At 28.1% G+C, this 18444-nt stretch carries 16 protein-coding genes; 14 read left to right on the top strand and 2 right to left on the bottom strand.

Features of this window, described 5'->3' with window-relative positions; translation table 11 throughout:
• Positions 1–86 precede the first annotated feature (86 nt).
• The 13 genes from H8S20_RS05015 to H8S20_RS04955 all read left to right on the top strand — a co-directional run bounded on the left by H8S20_RS05015 (position 87) and on the right by H8S20_RS04955 (position 16303).
• A complete protein-coding gene (locus tag H8S20_RS05015; protein WP_032117812.1) occupies positions 87–3305 on the top strand; it encodes a sensor histidine kinase in 3219 nt (1072 codons plus the stop codon).
• A gap of 208 nt (positions 3306–3513) precedes the next feature.
• Positions 3514–4395: a DUF4300 family protein gene (locus tag H8S20_RS05010; protein WP_032117813.1), complete on the top strand. Its 882-nt coding sequence runs from the start codon at positions 3514–3516 to the stop codon at positions 4393–4395.
• A gap of 212 nt (positions 4396–4607) precedes the next feature.
• Positions 4608–6404, top strand: coding sequence for a flavocytochrome c (locus H8S20_RS05005; protein WP_032117814.1), 1797 nt, complete (start codon positions 4608–4610; stop codon positions 6402–6404).
• Positions 6405–6506: 102 nt separating this feature from the next.
• The gene (locus H8S20_RS05000) at positions 6507–8156 is read left to right on the top strand and encodes a sensor histidine kinase (RefSeq protein WP_032117815.1); all 1650 of its coding nucleotides are present in this window, start codon (positions 6507–6509) and stop codon (positions 8154–8156) included.
• Entirely contained in the window at positions 8149–8865 is a 717-nt protein-coding gene (locus H8S20_RS04995) for a response regulator transcription factor (protein ID WP_032117816.1), read from the top strand. The genes H8S20_RS05000 and H8S20_RS04995 overlap by 8 nt, the downstream gene beginning before the upstream one ends.
• A 122-nt stretch (positions 8866–8987) precedes the next feature.
• Entirely contained in the window at positions 8988–10070 is a 1083-nt protein-coding gene (locus tag H8S20_RS04990) for an HRDC domain-containing protein (protein WP_051986825.1), read from the top strand.
• Between the two features lie 100 nt (positions 10071–10170).
• A complete protein-coding gene (locus H8S20_RS04985; RefSeq protein WP_186859444.1) occupies positions 10171–10311 on the top strand; it encodes a hypothetical protein in 141 nt (46 codons plus the stop codon).
• A gap of 186 nt (positions 10312–10497) precedes the next feature.
• Positions 10498–11370, top strand: a complete 873-nt coding sequence (locus H8S20_RS04980; RefSeq protein ID WP_032117817.1) for an SPL family radical SAM protein — start codon at positions 10498–10500, stop codon at positions 11368–11370.
• Between the two features lie 33 nt (positions 11371–11403).
• Positions 11404–11814 carry a peptide deformylase gene (locus H8S20_RS04975; protein ID WP_032117818.1) on the top strand — a complete coding sequence of 137 codons (411 nt, stop codon included), beginning with the start codon at positions 11404–11406 and terminating at the stop codon, positions 11812–11814.
• Positions 11815–12022: 208 nt separating this feature from the next.
• A complete protein-coding gene (locus tag H8S20_RS04970) occupies positions 12023–12796 on the top strand; it encodes an HD domain-containing protein (RefSeq protein ID WP_032117819.1) in 774 nt (257 codons plus the stop codon).
• 249 nt (positions 12797–13045) lie between these two features.
• A complete protein-coding gene (locus H8S20_RS04965) occupies positions 13046–14215 on the top strand; it encodes an FMN-binding protein (RefSeq protein ID WP_032117820.1) in 1170 nt (389 codons plus the stop codon).
• A gap of 233 nt (positions 14216–14448) precedes the next feature.
• Positions 14449–15633, top strand: coding sequence for a M20 metallopeptidase family protein (locus tag H8S20_RS04960; RefSeq protein WP_032117821.1), 1185 nt, complete (start codon positions 14449–14451; stop codon positions 15631–15633).
• A gap of 22 nt (positions 15634–15655) precedes the next feature.
• Positions 15656–16303, top strand: a complete 648-nt coding sequence (locus H8S20_RS04955; protein ID WP_032117822.1) for a helix-turn-helix transcriptional regulator — start codon at positions 15656–15658, stop codon at positions 16301–16303.
• Positions 16304–16441: 138 nt separating this feature from the next.
• Here H8S20_RS04955 and H8S20_RS04950 read toward each other — a convergent pair whose 3' ends face one another.
• Both H8S20_RS04950 and H8S20_RS04945 read right to left on the bottom strand, forming a co-directional pair.
• Positions 16442–16636, bottom strand: coding sequence for a hypothetical protein (locus H8S20_RS04950; protein WP_032117823.1), 195 nt, complete (start codon positions 16634–16636; stop codon positions 16442–16444).
• Positions 16637–16648: 12 nt separating this feature from the next.
• Complete coding sequence (locus H8S20_RS04945; RefSeq protein WP_032117824.1) at positions 16649–16837, bottom strand: hypothetical protein; 189 nt, start codon at positions 16835–16837, stop codon at positions 16649–16651.
• Between the two features lie 285 nt (positions 16838–17122).
• Here H8S20_RS04945 and recA point away from each other — a divergent pair, with 285 nt between their 5' ends.
• Entirely contained in the window at positions 17123–18151 is a 1029-nt protein-coding gene (recA, locus tag H8S20_RS04940) for a recombinase RecA (RefSeq protein WP_186859443.1), read from the top strand.
• The last annotated feature ends 293 nt before the right edge of the window (positions 18152–18444 follow it).

Below are 18444 nucleotides of genomic sequence, written 5' to 3'. Positions count from 1 at the left end.
GGGAATAAAATGGTTATTGTTTATACTGCTAAAAATGATAAAAAATGATATAATTATACAAAAAGTACAAAAAGAGGTAGTAGGGTTTGGAGAATGGATTTAGAAAACTAGCGAGGGGTTTATTATTAATTATTATAATATTATGTATTGTAGATAAAACAACTTATGCAGTTATAAATTATGCTAATAGAAATTTTAAGCGGATAACAACAGAAGATGGTCTATCTCAAGGGAGTGTCTCAACAATAATTCAGGATAGTAGAGGATATATGTGGATTGGAACTGGTGATGGACTTAATAAATATAATGGAAATAAGTTTGAAGTATATAAATATAATGGTAAAGAAAATAGTATAAGTGGAAATTCAATAACAGATATAAAAGAGGATAAGGAAGGTAACATATGGATTGGAACTACTACTGGGTTAAGTAAAATTAACACAGTGACAGATGAAATAACAAATTATTTGCCTAATGAAGATGGATGTAATATTTCTCATTACAGAATTAGAGAAATATTAATAAGTAAAAATGGAGATATATTGGTCGGAACTAATGATGGATTAAATATTTACGATAAAGAAAATGATAATTTTATTAGAATATATAATTCTGAAGACGATAATAAATCTTTAAGCCATCAGGAAGTATACTCATTAGCTGAGGATATGTATGGACATTATTGGATAGGTACTAGAAATGGGTTAAATAAGATTAATAATGAGACAGAGGAAGTAATAAAATATTTTGCAAGTGAAGAAGAGGAAAAGAGTATTAGTCATAATTTCATATATAGCTTATATGCAGATGAATTGGGGTATTTATGGATTGGAACATACTACGGAGGGTTAAATAAGTTAAATCTAAAAACAGAAGAGATTGAAAAGTATATGCCACGATTTGAAGATGGAATTCCCGGGGCGTATATAAGAGATGTATTAAGGGATAGTAGAGGAACTGTATGGATTGCTACTGATTATGGATTTGCTAAGTTTATAGAAGAAGAGAATAGGTTTATTAGATATAAATCTTCTAAATATAACTTAGGAAGTTTAATTAGTGATGATACAAAGTCTATATGTGAAGATAAATCAGGAGCTATTTGGATAGGGACCAATGATGGAATAAGTTTGTTTAATCCGGAAAATTTATTTAATTATTATAAATCTGATCCTTTTGATAGTAATTCTTTAAGTTCAGAGAGTATAACAGGGATATATGAAGATAGTGATGGAGTATTGTGGATAGGAACTTTTTATGATGGATTAAATATCTTTGATAGAGAAAATAATAAGATAACAAGAGTTGATCAGACAGAAGATTATGAAGGAGAGTTATATATTAGTAATAATCTTGTTAGAGATATTACAGGGATAGAGGATGAAATTTGGATAGCAACACAAAATGGATTGGATAAATATAATAAGGATACACATGAAAAAGCACAATATAGAGAAGAGAATGGATTACCTTGTAATGATGTAAAGACATTACATATAGATAGTAAAGGAGTACTATGGATAGGAACTAGTAATGGAATATTTTCAAGTGATAGAAATGGTACATTTACAGATCATTCGCAAATTTTTAAAGATGCCGGAGTAAATGTATTATCATTTAATGATATATATGAAGACAAAGATGGGCTTTTATGGTTAGCTGGAAGTATAGAAGATGGATTAATAAGTTTTAATAAAGAATCAAATGAACTAAAGAGATATAATTACTTAGCTGAAGAGGAAGTTAGGAGGTATAGTTATATATTATCAATTAATTCAGATAATAAGGGGAATATTTGGCTAGCGACTGATTATGGAATAGTTAGATTTAATAAGGAAACTAATAAATACATTAGATATACTGAAGATGATGGATTACCTAATAATTTTGTATACGGTATTTTATTTGATGATGAAGGAAATTTATGGGCTAGTACTAATTATGGTATTACAAAATTTGATATAGAAGAAGAAAAGTTTATAAATTTCAATAGAACTGATGGTATACAAGGAAATGAGTTTAATCAATATGCGTATTTTAAAAGTATAAGTGGAGAAATGTTTTTTGGAGGAACAAATGGATTAACCAGCTTTATGCCAGAACAAATAAAAGAAAAAGAATTTATAACTAATGTAGAGATTGAAGCTATATCAAGTAATTGTGGGAAGGTTATTATAGGAGATGAAATAAAGTTAAGTTATAGGCATAATCAACTAGAGTTTAAATTTTTTATGCCTGACTATAGGGAAACTAATAAAGTGAAATATGCGTATAGATTATTAGGATTAAATGAGGAATGGACAATTGGTGAATATAAAAATAGTATAAAATATTCTAATCTATTACCTGGAGAGTATGAATTTCAAGTAGCAGCTAGAAATTCAAGCGGTAATTGGAGTGATTATACAAAAATAAAAATAAAAATAGATAATCCTCCATGGAAAACTCCTTTTGCTTATTTCTGCTATGGAGCATTAATAATTATTATAATTTATGTAATATGGAATAGAGTTAAAATATTAGATAATATGGTACAACAAAGAACAATCGAATTAAATAGTAAGTTATCGGAAAATAAGATATTATATTCAAAGCTGTTATATCATGAGAAATATAAAAATAATTATTTTATAAATTTATCTCATGAATTAAGAACACCATTAAATATAATATCAGCAACTCAGAAGGTTATAGAGAATCTAAATGAGGAAGATAAACAAATTCCAAAAGAGAAGATGTCTCACTATATGAAGAGTGTGAAGAGAAATTGTACAAGGCTTATGAATTTAATAGATAATATAATATATACCTCTAAGATAGAATCAGGATCATATAAGTTGAATATTAAAGAACATGATATTGTTTACTTGGTAGAAGAAGTAGCATTATCTATGAAGGATTTAATGCATGAAAAGGATATAGAATTAATTGTAGAACCTTACATAGAAGAAAAAATCATAGAATGTGATGATTTAGAAATTGAAAGAGTAATAATAAACTTAATATCAAATGCTATAAAATTTACAGATAAAGGTGGTACTATTGAAGTTTTCCTATGGGATCTAGGGGAACAGATAAAAATATCTATTAAAGATAATGGAATAGGTATAGATCCTAAATATCATAAGTATATTTTTGATAGATTCTCACAAGAGTATTCTGAAACATCTGAAGAGCACGGAGGAAGCGGACTAGGGCTGACCCTAAGTAAACAGCTTATAGAGCTTCATAACGGAGTTATTTGGGTAGAAAGTGAACTAGGAAAAGGTAGTGAATTTATTATTAAATTACCTGTAAAACAATAAATTAAGACTATAATTTATCATAGTAATTATAGAATTAAAGAGTTCCATTCAAATGGGACTCTTTTTGTTATTAAAAGGTAAGTGCTGTTTATGAATTAATAATAGGAATAAAATAAAATTTGTAAATTAGTTGTAATAGTTTTGTAACTACAATTTTTGAACATCTAAATTATAATATAATTGCGATAAAAGAGTGGAGGTAAAAGTTATGAAGAAAAGATTTATTACATTAGCTTTAGCATTAGTTATTGGTAGTATGATGGTGGGCTGTGGTGAAGATAAAAATAATTTAACAGAAGATAATAATATTTCAAGCGAAAATCAAGTTGAAAAAGTGCCAGTAACACTTTCCAATATAACAAATAAAAAAATGGAAGATGAAGTGAAGACTTTACTTATTAATAATGGTATAAATGGGGAAAATGTAGATACGTATATAAATTATATTAATGATTATAATGAAAGAGTTGAAGATAAAAGTGTATTAAAAGAAGAGTTTGTAACCGTAGATTCAATAAATGGATTATATGCTGCAGTTAGTTTAAAAGAGAAAATATTAGACGATGGAATGACTTTAAGTGAAATAAATTGTAGGTTATCAGCATTTGAATTATTTAAAGATTTTGTTACAACTAAAGGAGAAATTGAGTCAGATAATTATTTGATGTTTGATATTGAGGCAATTGATAATAATCCTATATTAGACTTTAATAAAGAGGATAAAGAGAAATATATAAACCTATTCAATCCTGTAGATATAGGTGATGCTAAAGATTCTAAAAAAATAATAGAACTAATCAAAGATGAGTTAAACAAAAGAGAGGTTAAGATCGAGAATAATGGCAAAGTTTCATTAATAAATATCTATATAAATGATGAATTTGAAAATAAGATGTTTGTGGGACACTCTGTAGTTATGATCGAAAATGATGGTGAATATATAGTGCTTGAGAAATTTTCATCTATAGATCCATTTCAAATATCTAAGTTTTCTAATAAAGAAGATGTGAAGAAATATCTTTTATCTAGAAATGATATATATGGAAGTGAGATAAAACCAATAATATTAATTAATAATGAGGAATTTTAAAATTGTAAATAGTAATATAAAAAGAATGGAATCAAACGTTTATTTGGTTTCATTCTTTTTTTATTATAAAGTTATTGCCGAAAATTATACAAAAGAACCGATTTTTATAAATACGTAAGAAAATATAATTGTTATAATATTAACAAGCGAAAACCTTATAAGCAATTTAAAGTTTTAATGAGGTAAAATATTTATAAATGGGGGAATTAAAGATGAACAAATCAGCAAAGAGAATAATAGCTTTAATTATGGCAGTAGGTATAATTTCTACTTCAGTGGGATGTTCAAAAGGTAATGATGATGGAGTATCTACAGACAATAAAGGCTATACAGCAGGAACATATGTAGGGAAAGCCACAGGTAATGGTGGAGAAATCAAAGTGGAAGTAACAGTAGAAGATGGTAAGATAAGCGATGTTAAAGTTTTAGAGCATTCTGAAACAAAAGGATTAGGGGATAGTGCTATGGAGACTATTGGAGAGGTAATTAAGAACACTAATAGCACTAATATTGAAACTGTAAGTGGAGCAACTGTTAGCTCAAATGCAATGATGGAAGCTGTAAAGGATGCATTAAGACAAGCGGGCGGAACAGATGATATGTTTAGTAAGGATGAAAAGCAATCATTAGTAGGAAAAGAAATGCAAGATGAATATACCTTTGACGTTGTAGTTGTTGGAGCAGGTGGAGCTGGACTTTCAGCCGCAGTAGAAGCAGCTCAATCTGGAGCAAAGGTTGTAGTGATTGAAAAAACTATGTTCGCTGGTGGGAATACATTAGTATCTGGAGGAGGATTAAATGTTCCAGGAACAGAACAACAAATTGCTAATGGAATAGAGGATTCTGTAGAATTATTTACAGAGGATACAATAAAGGGTGGAGATAGTGAAAATGATCCTGAACTTGTTAAAGTTATGGCAGAGAATGCATTAGATGCGGTTAATTGGTTAATTGATGATATGGGAGTAGAATTAATGCCGGATAGATTACAACAATTTGGTGGACATTCTGTGCCAAGGGCTTTGATACCTAAAGGAAATAAGGGAACTGAGTTAATAAATAAGCTTAAGGCTAAAGCTGAAGAACTAGGTGTTGAGTTCTTTATGGAGACAGCAGGTAAAAAGCTAGTTGAAGAAAATGGTTCTATAAAAGGTGTAGTTGCTGAAAATAAAGGTAAAGAAGTAGTATTTAATGCTGACAAAGGTGTAATATTAGCAACAGGTGGTTTTGGTGCTGATGTAGAAATGAGAAAGAAATATAATGATCATTATGATGAAAAATATAAGACAACTTGTACAGAAGCAAGTACTGGTGATGGAATAAAGATGGCTGAGGAAGTCGGGGCTAACTTAGTGGATATGGAGTTTATTCAAGTTTATCCAACATGTAGTCCAGTAACAGGAATAATTTCATATGTTTCAAATTCAAGATTTGACGGTGCTATACTTGTAAATCAAGAAGGTGAAAGATTTGTAGATGAAATGGGTAGAAGAGATGTTATATCTAAAGGAATAATAGAGCAAACAGATTCTATAGCATACTTAATTTGGGGACAAGAAGTAGAGTCAGTTGGAAATATGGTAGAAGTTCATAGTAAAGAATATGAAACAATGGAGAAAGACGGGGTAATATTTAAAGCTGATTCAATTGAAGAAGCAGCAGAACATTATGGTATAAGTAAAGAAGCATTAACTGAAACAATAAATAAGTTTAATGGATTTGTTGCAGATGGTAAGGATGCAGATTTTAATAAGGGTGGAACATTAAGAACTATAGCTGAAGGACCATTCTATATACAAAAAGTAACTCCATCAACTCATCATACTATGGGTGGTATTAATATCAATACAAATGCAGAAGTTATAAATAAAGACGGAAAGGTTATTGAAAACCTATATGCAGCAGGAGAAGTCGTAGGAGATATTCATGGAACAAATCGCTTAGGTGGAAATGCTATCACAGATATTGTTGTTTTTGGTAGAATTGCAGGACAAAACGTAGTAAAATAGAATAAGGATTAATTAAGTAATAATAAGGCCTACATATGATTTTTGTAGGCTTTATTTATATGTATTTTGGATGATTAAAGAGTGGTATAAAGGAGTAAGGGAATGAGGAGTCTATATTCTAAAATTATTATGCCAATAGCTACGTTAATAATAATATCGTTAACTTCTATAATGATATTTTCAGTTATCAATATAAACTTATTTATAGTTCCGGATATAAAGCAAACAACAGAGGATTTAATTAGTTCTAAATCTAATGAGATAAGTTATTGGTTAGGCATGAGAATAAGTGAAATGAAGCAATTGGTAAGTGCAATAAATGTAGAAGAAGTAAACGCAGAAGAAATTGAAAAAAATATTAAGATGCTTAGGAATTATCAAATAAGGAATATTGAAAACTATGAATCCTTTGGGATTATAAGTAAGGACGGGGTAAAATATCTAACAAATGGAGATATAATTTCAGTAGATAGTAGGGAGTACTTTAAGAAAATATCAGAAGTAGATAAGGAGTATATAATAACGGACCCTATAATATCAAAATCTAATGAAGTTGAAATAATTTTAATTATAATGAAGATTAGAAATGTTGAAGGTGATGTAGTTGGTTATTTAAGTGGAGCTGTATCTATTGAATATTTAATAGATATTGTAAATAGGGCTAATATATATGATTTTCCAGTAGAATTATATAATAAAAATACTGGCTGTGTATTAGTATCAACTATGGTAAATATTAATGAAAAAATGAACAATTCAAAGTTTACGAAATTTGAATCAAATATAGATAATGAGTCAAGTTGGTCAATTAAAATGATGGTGCCAGATAGATTTATTAATAGAAAGATTAAGGAAACTGCTATTTTTACAATATTATTAGGAATCAGTATACTTTTATTAACTATATATATATTAACTAAATATGTTAAGTCAATTACTAGGCCTATTGAAGAATTAAAGGCTAAGATGAATTTTAATGATATTAAGAAATTAAGTAAGATTAATCCGGATGATAAGATAGTAGAACTAAATAGCTTAGGGATTACTTATAACTCCATGATTGAAAATATTGAAACATTAATTAAGAAGTTAGAGATTGAAGAAAGGTTAAAAAAGGAAGCTGAGTATAAAGCACTATATAGTCAAATTAAACCACATTTTCTTTACAATACTTTAGAAACTATTCAAGCAATGGCAATTTCAGATGATAACGACGAGGTAGAAACAGCTATTGGAAATTTAGCAACATTATTTAGAATTGGACTAAGTAGTGACAAAAGTTTTATAAAGATAGAGGATGAATTAAAACATCTTACTAGTTATGTAAATATTCAGTTGCTAAGATATGGTGATAAATTTACTTTTAAATTAAATTGTGATAATATCAATAAAAAATCAAAGTTTATGAAATTTACTTTACAGCCATTGGTGGAAAATGCTATATATCACGGAGTAAAGTTGATGGATAAAATAGGTCATATAAATGTGGATATATACTGCTTGAATAATAATTATATAATTAAGATAATTAATACTTCTGATAAAATTGATAAAAATAAAATCAATAAAGTAAATGAATTACTAAAAAATGATTATAAAAAAGAAAATGAAGAAGGTTATGGACTTTATAATGTAAACCAAAGGCTTAAATTGAACTTTGGAGAGAAGTATGGAGTTAGGCTTGAAATAAACAAAAGTAAGGTTATAGCTGTTGTAACTCATCCTATTTTAGAGGAGGTACAAGATGTATAATGTTTTAATTGTAGATGACGAGGAAAGAATAAGAATAGGTATAAAAAAGAGACTGATTAGATTTGAGTTACCAATTGGAACTATCTATGAAGGGGAGAATGGGATAGAAGCACTTGAAAAACTAAAGAATTATAAAATAGATATTGCACTGGTAGATATAAATATTCCGTTTTTAAGTGGACTTGATTTTATTAAGAAAGGTAAAATGCTTTCAAAAGATACTATTTTTATTATAGTAAGTGGATATGATAATTTCTCTTATGCAAGACAAGCTATAGAGTATGGCGTCTTTAGGTATATTTTAAAGCCAATAGAAAAAGAAGAATTATATAATGTTTTACAAGCAGCGATAGACTTAAAGAATACTTTTTTAAGTAGAGAGATAGAAGATAAAAATCCATTAATAAATAAAATTTTAGAAGAATTAAAAAGTAATTATTCTAATTGTGCTTATTCATTAAGTGATCTTGCTGTAACTGTTGGATTGAGTGAGAGTTATATTAGTAAAGTCTTAAAAAAGGAAACTGGAATGAGCTTTAATGAATATCTTACTAGTATCAGAATAAATAAAGCAAATGAGATATTACTAGGAGAAGGAAAATTAACAACAATTAATGAGGTTGCAAGTAGAGTTGGATATAGTAACCAACATTATTTTAGCCAAGTATTTAAAAAGCATACTGGAAAATCACCATCTAAATTAATATGACATAATATTTAAATTTATTTTTTAAATTAAAAGAGTAAATTATAAGATAATATATAACCATGTTAAATATTAACTTATATAGGAAATATGTTATAATACTTATGGAAGAAGGAGGTTTATATATGGGGATATTCAAAAATTTATTTGGCATAAGAGATATAAAATCACCAGAATTTTATAAGGATTTTAAAGAAGAAAATAAAGATTTAAGTGACTTATTAGATTTAAAGGATAAGGTTAAGTCTAATAAGATTAAATATATAGAAAGAGATATAGAATTTTTAAAGGATATAATAGAAGGTGAGAAGAATGTATATTCAAAATTAAAGAATTCTTCTGCACCTATGATATGCTTACATGACATAAAGATAAAATATGGAGACTATATAGCTCAGTTAGATTTTATATTAATTACTACTAAGTTTATTATGATATTAGAGACTAAAACGCTTAATGGTGATATATCTATAAATGAAGAAGGGGATTTTGTAAGATACATAAAAAGCAAAGATGGTAAGATTATAGATATAGAAGATGTAGATAGTCCTATAGCTCAAAATGATAGAAATGTAAGAGTAGTTAGAGAGGTTTTAATTGAAGAGAAGTTAATAAAGACATTGCCTATTCTTTCAGCAGTTATTATAGCAAATGAAAAAACTACAGTTAATAGGAGTAAGGCTAAAAAGAAAATAAAATATGAGATATTTGCTTATGATGAGTTAACAGAACTTATAAATAGAAAATTAAGTTGTTATAGCAAAGATAAGAAAATGTTTGATGATCAGATGAAGAAAATAGCTGAATATTTTATCTCAAATAACAAAGAGATACAATATGATTACTATAAAAAGTATGATTTAAATGAATTAGATTTTATTGAAGAAAAGTTAGAAGAAAAGTCTATTATTGAACATGTTAAAGAAGTAGAAGAGATTGAGAGTATAGACTCTGAAGCTTTAAATAAAGTAAAATCCTATGAAGAATTAATAGTAGACTTTGAAAAGTATAGAGAGAATAAATCTAAGGAAGAAAATATTAGACCGTATTTTATATACAATGATGATATGATAAATGAAATAATAGAGTTAAATCCTAGCGACAAGAAAGAACTTATTCAAATAAAAGGATTTGGGCCTACTAAGATAGATAAGTATGGGCAAGATATAATAGATATACTTAGAGGATATACTATATTTAAAAAATAATAAAATCATATTAATAGATGTTTTTTTATATAAAAAGTTGATGAAATGGATAAGATAAATTAGATAATACATTTAATTTATAATAACAGGAGGTATTACTATGAAGAATAAAAAAACTAGTAATAGTAAGGTCAACACTGATCCATCATCTTCAAACTATGCTCAAGATGTAAGAAATAAAGCTCTTGAAAATACTCCTTTTGGAGAAGATGAACCATCAACAAAGACAGATTATAAATAGTAAGTATTATTAGTGAGGAGGCTGTATTTTTAGGGTTGAACTTTAAGATACAGTCTCTTTTATTATTACATGTACTTATAGCAAGTGTTATAAGTACATTTTTTATTGTTATAGATATTTAGTTTTGATAAACTAAAATAGGTACTACTTTTGTTAAGAGAATTATGAAAGGGTTTGATTTAGAGAATGCATGAAGTATTAGCAAAGAAAATATTATCTGCATCTAATGGAATGAATATATATAGGGGATGTACCCATGGGTGTATTTATTGTGATTCAAGAAGTGTTTGTTATAGTATGGATCATATTTTTGAAGATATAGAAGTAAAAAAGAATGCTCCAGAGCTATTAGAAGATGCACTTAAAAGAAAAAGAAATAAGTGTATGATTGGAACAGGAGCTATGACAGATCCATATATTCATTTAGATAGTGATCTTAAAAATACTAGAAGGTGCTTGGAGATAATTGATAAGTATGGCTGTGGATTATCTATTCAGACTAAATCCAATAGAATACTTAGAGATTTAGATTTATTAAAAAGCATTAATAATAAATCTAAGTGCGTTGTACAAATGACTATGACAACCTTTGATGAGAAATTGTGTAAAATAATAGAACCAAATGTATCAACTACGAAAGAAAGATTTGAAGTTTTAAAAGTAATGAGAGATAATGGGATACCTACAGTAGTATGGATGACTCCTATTTTACCATATATTAATGATACTGAAGAAAATATAAGAGGAATATTAGATTACTGCCTTGAAGCAGAGGTTAAAGGTATTTTAACCTTTGGAGTAGGACTTACTTTAAGGTCTGGAAGCAGGGAATATTTTTATAAAAATTTAGATAGACATTTTAAAGGGCTGAAAGAAAAATATATAAAAAATTATGGAAACAGCTATGAAATAGGAAGTCCTAACAGTAAGAGATTGATGGCGATGATTAAGGAAACTTGTGAAAAGAATAATATTATTTATGAGACAGAAAAAGTATTTCAGTATTTGAGAACTTTTGAAGAAAAGCCTAAAGATATTCAAATAAGTTTTGATATATAATAAGAGATAGAAATTAGAAAGGTTGGAATAAAGATGATAAGACCAATTATGAAAGATGCATTATTCTTAGCGCAGAAGTCTGAACCTGCCACTAAAGAAGATATAGCAGTTGTAGATGATTTAATAGATACATTAAGATCAAACTTAGAGTATTGTGTTGGTATGGCTGCAAATATGATAGGAGTTAAAAAGCGTATTTTAGTATTTAGTATAGGAAATATTATAGTTCCTATGATTAATCCTGTTATATTAAAGAAGGAAAAATGCTATGAAACAGAAGAGAGCTGTTTATCTTTAACAGGTTTTAGAAAAACAAAGAGATATGAAAGTATAGAAGTAGAGTATCTCGATAGAGATTTTAATAAGCATAATCAAGTATTTACTGGATTTACTGCACAAATTATTCAACATGAAGTAGATCATTTTGAAGGTATAATAATATAAGATATATAAGTAAAATTATTAATAATTTAATTGATTTATGTGCCTTCAGTAGATATTTAACTATAATACTGAGGGCATAATCTATTTGTATATGACTTGGAATATTTTAATCCAGGGTATTTTTAAAAATAATCTACCATAGAATGACATGTTGGTATAATATAGTAATAGATAAATTAGTTAGGATATAAAAAGGGGGATAGGTAATATGAGAATAGATAGGGCTAAAGCTTTGAAAGCTTTTGATGACTATGTAAAAAAGTATGATATAAAAGATGAGAAAATAAGGTTAAAGATTGAACATACATATCGTGTATGTGAATTATGTGAAAAAATAGCTTTAAGTTTAAAGTTAAATAAGAGTGAAATTGATATAGCTTGGCTTACAGGGCTTCTTCATGATGTAGGAAGATTTGAGCAGGTAAAGAGATACGGAACATTTAATGACTCTAAGTCTATAGATCATGCAGAATTAAGTAGTGAAATTCTATTTAAGGATGGGAATATAAGAGATTTCATTTATGACAAATCTGAAGATGATTTAATAAAGATTGTTATTGAAAGTCATAATAAACATAGAATACCAGAAAATATTTCAGAGCGTTATAAAACCTTTTGTAATATATTAAGAGATGCGGATAAAGTAGATATATTTAAAGTTAATGTTATTGTTCCAACGGAGGAAATCTATAATGTTACAAAAGAAGAGATTTATACAACAAAAGTAACAGAAGAAGTTTTAGAAAATTTTAAAAGAAGAGATACAATATTAAGAAGCTTAAAAAAGACTGCTGTTGATAATGTGGTTGGTCATATTTCTCTTTTATTTGGACTTGTATATGATGAAAGTATAAAGCTTGTAGAAGAGCAAGGCTATTTAAAGAAAATTCTTGAGTTTAAATCAGAGAATGAGAGAACTAATAAGCAATTTGATGAGATGAGAGAAGTTGTAAGAGAATATATAGAAGAAATAGAATACTAATAATAAAAAAAAAGCATTTATGACTTAGGTTGTAGGTGCATTTTTATTTTAATAGAATTTTAAATTTAAAAATAATGTTAAATAAAAAATTATACAAAAGTTAACAGAAAAGTTATTAAACATTTACATTAAGGTGCGAATAACAATATATGCAATGTTCTGAGCAATATTTACCTATTAATATTAGAAGAAGCAATATATAATAAAGTTGAATTTGTTAATAATTAAACAATTAGGGGGACGAAAAAAATGAAGAAAAAATTAATAGCTACTTTAACTGCGCTTACACTTGTTTTAGGGTTAACTTCATGCGCAACAGAAACAAAGGATCAAGGAGTGACAACTAAAACTCCGGTAGTTGAAACATTTGCTGCTGAATATGAAATGAAAGGTACTACATCAGCTGGTAAGCCTAAAAATGATACTTTTATCTTTGAAGGAACTACTGAAGATGGTGTTATTACTGAGTTAAACTTTGATATTATTCGTAACAAAGGTACAGAAGGAGAATATTCTAAAAAAGATATAATGGGATACCAAATGAATGTTTCAGATGTACAAATTGAAAAAGTAGGAGAAGATTATAAATTAACTAAGCTATCAGCAGCTGGTTATGATGATGCTTTCGAAGGTGGACAATATATGGTAACAGCATCTGCTGATGTTATTACAGATACAACTACATTTAAAGATTTAACTTTTATAAATTTAGCTACACAAGCTGAGTTAGAATTTGATAAAGCTATTGCAGCTTATAAATATGTTGCAGTTGAAGCTGGCATTGAAGATTTAAATGAAGAAACTTTAGTTAAAGATATAATAAGTAAACATGAATTATATAAAGATGGTTCTTTTGTAGAAGGAGTTAATAGAATTTCTTTCGCTGGATATAATGGAGGAAGAAGTTATGGTGAGCAAATTGATGCTATAGCTACACATATATTAAATGAGAAAATGACATTAGAAGAAGTTTATGAGATGTTCAAAACAGTTAATCAAATGGATCAACCAATTGCAGATAGAGATGTAGTCTCTGGTGCGACAATTTCATTTGTTGGTGACTTCCAAAGAATGGTATATGTTGCTATTAACGGAGAATTATTTGAAGGTGTTGTAACTCATACTATAACTGATGGAAATACGAAAGTAGAAGTAGTTACTCAAGGTTATGGTGGAGAAGTTGAAACTCATGTTACTTTTGATGGCGAAGGTAAGATTACTGAAATAGCTATTAGAGACGCTCAAGAAACACCAGAAATAGGTGGAGTATTAACAGCTGAAAACTCAGAATTTATCAATTCACTAATTGAAGGACAAGATAAAATTGATGATGTTGAAGTTGTATCAGGTGCTACAAAAACATCTGAAGCTTTAGTTAAAGCAGTTAAGCTTGCTACTGAATATTATAAAGGTTTATAATGTAAATAAAAAATAACTCCCTAATATAGGGGGTTATTTTTTGTTCAGAAATTTATTTTTTAAAGTTAATTGAGAATTACACTATTAAAATATAATTGATAAAAAACTATAAAACATAAGTAAAGAGTAGTGCATAAATTAAAAAAATATTAGCAAAAATAGGACTATATGTGTCCGAATTTAGCGTTAATATGAATGAAGAACGAAAATTTTAATAAATTATGAGGTGTAATATGAATAACTTTATAAAACAAGCAGAAGAAATAAAAGATGAATTAATAAATTACAGAAGAACAATACATAATAATCCGGAGGTTGGAGCTGTATTACCAGAAACTAAAGCTTATATAATGAATAAGTTAAAAGAATTTGGATATGATCCTACAGAGATTTGTGAAAGTGGTATAGTAGCCACTATTAAAGGTAATAAGCCGGGAAAAACATTTTTATTAAGAGCTGATATGGATGCGTTACCAATGGCTGAAGCCACTGAATGTGATTTTAAGTCAAGTAATGGATGTATGCATTCTTGTGGACATGACATGCATAGTGCGATGCTTTTAGGTGCAGCTAAATTGCTTAAACAAAATCAAGATAAAATTGAGGGTACTGTCAAATTGGTATTTCAGCCAGATGAAGAAGGATTTACTGGCGCTAAAAAGATGATTAGAGCAGGAGTGCTTGAAAATCCTAAAGTGGATGCAGCTATGGCTATGCATGTTCATTCAGGAACACCTTCAAATATTGTATTATATGGTTTAGGAACGAGTATAGCTGGGTGTAATAGATTTAGAATAGTTGTAAAAGGAAATGGATGTCATGGGGCTATGCCAGAAACAGGAGTTGACCCTATTAATATAGCAGCTCATATATATATATCTTTACAAGAAATAATAAGTAGAGAAATATCTGCAACTAAACCAGCCGTATTGACAATTGGTAAATTTTCAGGAGGAGATGCACCAAACATAATTCCAGGAGAAGTTATTATGGAAGGAACAATAAGAAGCTTAGATAAAGAGTTAGGTGAATTCATATTTAACAGGATGAATGAAATAGTAACAGCTACAGCAAAAATGTTTAGAGGAGATGCTGAATTAATAGAATTATCTTCAGTACCACCATTAACTAATAATGAAGATTTAGCTAATGAACTTGGAGCTTATGTAAAAGAGTTAATAGGTGAAAAAGCTGTTGTTGCATTCCAAGGAGGAGGTATGGGATCAGAAGATTTTGCATCGTATTCGTATGAAGTACCTAGCGTTTACTTTATGTTAGGTGCAGGTACAAAACAAGAGAATCCATTATATGGAGAACCAATGCATAATGAGAAGGTTGTATTTAATGAGGATATATTAGTTACAGGGGCAGCTATGCATACATATTGTGCAATTAAGTGGTTACAAAATAATAAATAAATGTAGATGAGAGGAGAGCAAGATGAGATTATTAGAAATACTATTTTATTTATTAAAAAGTAATTCTAAAACTACAGTTAAACAATTAGCATATATATTTAATGTGTCACCCAAAACTATACAAAGAGACTTAGATAAACTATCTGTTTTAGGTATTCCTATAATCTCATATAGGGGAGTTAATGGTGGAATAGAATTAGATAAAAACTATATAATAGCCAAATATGTTTTAACAGAAAGCGATTATAAAGATTTAATACTATCATTATATATATCTGAACATATAATAGAAAGTTTGAAAAAATCAGATCTTATTAATAAATTTAAGCTTGTTAATCATAATAGGTGTACAGAGATATTAGATAGTCTAGAGAAAAGACTTATAGTAGATTTAGATGATCAAAGGACAATTATTAATAATGATATTTGTAAAATTATTAATAATTCCTTAGATAATAAAACTTATGTTAAGTTGGAGAGTGAAGGAAAAGTAATAGAGTTATTTCCAATTTCCTATGTATTAAAAAAGGAAGGGTTATATTTATATTGCTATGATGGAGAATATAAATTAATTTTAATAGATAACATATCTAATGTAACAAATTGTGAAAAAGTTTATGAAGGAAAAATAATTCCATACAAGGATAATAAGGATAAAAAGATTATCTAATTATAATAAAACTATAAAAGCTAGGTTGATTATGAACTTCCCTATCAAGTAGACAGTGAGCAATTAATTACAAGTCTAGCTTTTATAGTTTTTATAGAAGAGTTTTTAAACTATGTATTATTAAATGAAGTTAACAGCTTAATATTTAAAACCATAAGTAGATGTTTTTGTAGCAGATAAGGCTTCATTTACATTAGATAATGTATTTTGTAAAAGTTGTTTATTGTCATTATCTTCTACTATATCAATAGCTTCATAAAGTAATGATTGAGCATAAATAACATCATTAAGGGCAGCTTTTAATTCTTCCTTAGCACTAGGTTTATGTCCCATAATAAATCCTCCTTAATCTTTAAAATGAAGAAGTGTATATTGAGCTGAATCTAAAGCACTTCCTACAGCTTTTAATGCTGCATGTATTTCAATCCTATTATGAGTTCCTTCAGCGTGTATATAAGCAGAATTTAAGTGAGTTTCACAACAACATAGCTCATCTATGGCTTCTTTTAAGTTATCTTTAGCGTTATAAGGCATATTTCACACCACCTTTTAAAAGATTATAAATATATCTTATGTAAAAATAAGAAAAAGATTTTAGTGAAAAGTTTTTAATAAAGGTAGTGTAAGGAAACTATGTAAGTATTAAATATCTCTTAGAAATAAATTTATATTTTTATGTAAAAAAATATAAAAAATAAATATTACATTTAAATAAAAATTTATGATATACTTTTTATAAGTCAATGCGTTGTACCTACGGTTATACTACTTGCCGTAAAGTACAACGCATTTTTATTTTAAGAGATGGAGATGGTATAAATGAATATTGATGATAATAAGTTAAAGGCTTTAGATAATGTAATGAGTCAAATAGAAAAACAGTTCGGAAAAGGAGCTGTTATTAAGCTTGGAAGTGAATCTACTATGGAGGTTGAGGCAATTTCAACAGGTTCATTATCTTTAGATATTGCTTTAGGAATAGGAGGAGTTCCAAAGGGGAGAATAATAGAAATTTATGGGCCAGAGTCTTCGGGAAAAACTACTATTGCACTAAGTATAGCAGCACAAGCTCAAAAAAATGGAGGTGCAGCTGCAGTTGTTGATGCTGAGCATGCATTAGATCCTTCATATGCTAAAAAACTAGGCGTTGATACTGATGAGCTTATAGTGAGTCAACCAGATAGAGGAGAAGAGGCATTAGAGATAGCAGAAGCACTTGTAAGAAGTAATGCAATAGATGTAATAATAATTGACTCTGTAGCAGCACTTGTACCTAGAGCAGAAATAGAAGGCGAAATGGGAGCTTCTCATGTAGGATTACAAGCAAGACTTATGTCACAGGCTTTAAGAAAGTTAACTGCAGCAATTAATAAGTCAAAGTGCACAGTGATATTTATAAACCAGTTAAGAGAGAAAATTGGTGTTATGTTTGGTAATCCAGAAACGACAGCAGGTGGAAGAGCACTTAAGTTTTATGCATCTGTAAGGTTAGATATTAGAAGGATTGAGAGTATAAAAAATGGTGATGAGTTCTTAGGAAATAAAGTTAGAGTAAAAGTTATAAAAAATAAAGTTGCAGCACCTTTTAAACAAGCTGAATTTGATATAATGTTCAATGAAGGAATTTCAAAAGAAGGAAATCTAGTAGATGTTGCTGTTAATAATGGAATAATTCAAAAAAGCGGTGCATGGTTCTCTTATAATGATATAAGGCTAGGACAAGGAAGAGAAAATGCAAAGAAGTTCTTAAAAGAGAATTCTGCTCTGTCATTAGAAATAGAAAACTTAATAAGAGAGAAGAATAATATGCCACTAATAAGTGTAAGTTCTGCTGAAAGTAAAAAATAATGCATATTATAGGATAGTAGTGATAAAAAAAGTAAAAGTTGAGGATTGATATATTACCTCAATCCGAATAAATAAAAAATTAAAAATATGAATGGAAATATAAAAGTTACATCGTAATGTAATAAAATAGGAAATACCTTATTTACTAAATATAAGTGCACTTATAGCTAAAGTTATAGGTGCATTTGTATTTGGAGAAATATAGACTTGTGAAAAATTTAAAAAGTAAAAGTTTTACGGACTTAGTAATTCCAATTGTAAAGGGTATCAAATATAATGAAATTGTAAAAATG

The organism is Clostridium hominis (assembly GCF_014287825.1).
GTDB classification, from domain to species: domain Bacteria; phylum Bacillota; class Clostridia; order Clostridiales; family Clostridiaceae; genus Clostridium; species Clostridium hominis.
The sequence above is the reverse complement of the archived record's forward strand: the minus strand, read 5'-3'. Positions and strand labels throughout refer to the sequence as shown.